Annotated in this window: 1 protein-coding gene; it reads right to left on the reverse strand. The window is 37.2% G+C overall.

The window, feature by feature from the left end; all coding sequences use genetic code 11:
* Positions 1 to 31 precede the first annotated feature (31 nt).
* A complete protein-coding gene (locus ESZ26_RS19060) occupies positions 32 to 913 on the reverse strand; it encodes an IS982 family transposase (RefSeq protein ID WP_146801402.1) in 882 nt (293 codons plus the stop codon).
* Between the last annotated feature and the right edge of the window lie 93 nt (positions 914 to 1,006).

Raw genomic sequence — 1,006 nt, forward strand, 5'->3', positions numbered from 1 at the left:
TAACCTGAGATCTGCTTAAGAGCAGCGTTTTCTAAACTTCCATCAATCCAAATTCACTGGCTGATAATTTAATACGTGGCTTTTTCTTCTTCAAGCAATAAGCCACTATTCCTGAAATTACATTTAGCATGAAACCTGTCCCACTTCGGTGACGACTATGCTCAACTTGTGAAATGTTTTTCAGTTGGTCATTTATTGTTTCAATAATGTATCTCTTTGATAACATTGCTCTATCAAATATGGATATTGCCTTAGCCTTCATGTTTTTACGAACAGTAGTTACTAAATCAATATCACCTTCAGCTAATTTCTCACTGAGCTTTTTACCAATATATCCTTTATCCGCATAAAGCTTTCCGTAAAGGTTTTTGCATAGCTCAGGGATTGGCGTTCTATCATTTGTATTACCAGGTGTTATCTTCAGAGAAATAATTTCACCTATGTGATTAATCAATAAATGTAGCTTAAAACCGTAAAACCAACCCATGGTTCCTTTTCCTCGTTTGGCTACACCATCAAATACCCGGTTACGTGGGATACGAATATTGTGACATACTTTCAGGCTTGTAGAGTCGACAAAGGCAATACCTGTGGGCTTTCCTTTAACCGTTTGAAAATAAGCACACATAGGAATAATTAACGCGGACATTTTATGTAAGAAACGCGTATAGCTTAACAAGGTAGGGAAGTCTTCTAGCCAATATCGTTGAACCAATCCAATATAGAAGTTCTTGAAATCCCTATGGTTTGATTGATGAAAAGCAATAACAATCGTCATGCATTCACTCGTCGTCATCTTTGATTGGCGCCTTCGCTTTTTAGTCCCATTGGCGATTAACTCGGCTTCCCATACAGGTAAAAATTTATGACAAAAATCATCGACATCACAAAATATATCTATTAACTTATTCATCTGCCCACCTCTGTTGCTTTCAAATCGTTTTTAGTCGAAAGATCTGATCGCGAGGTGGGCAATTAGTTCAATCCTTATCCAGTTCTCAGGTTA

This window comes from Colwellia hornerae (genome assembly GCF_007954355.1).
GTDB lineage: Bacteria > Pseudomonadota > Gammaproteobacteria > Enterobacterales > Alteromonadaceae > Colwellia_A > Colwellia_A hornerae.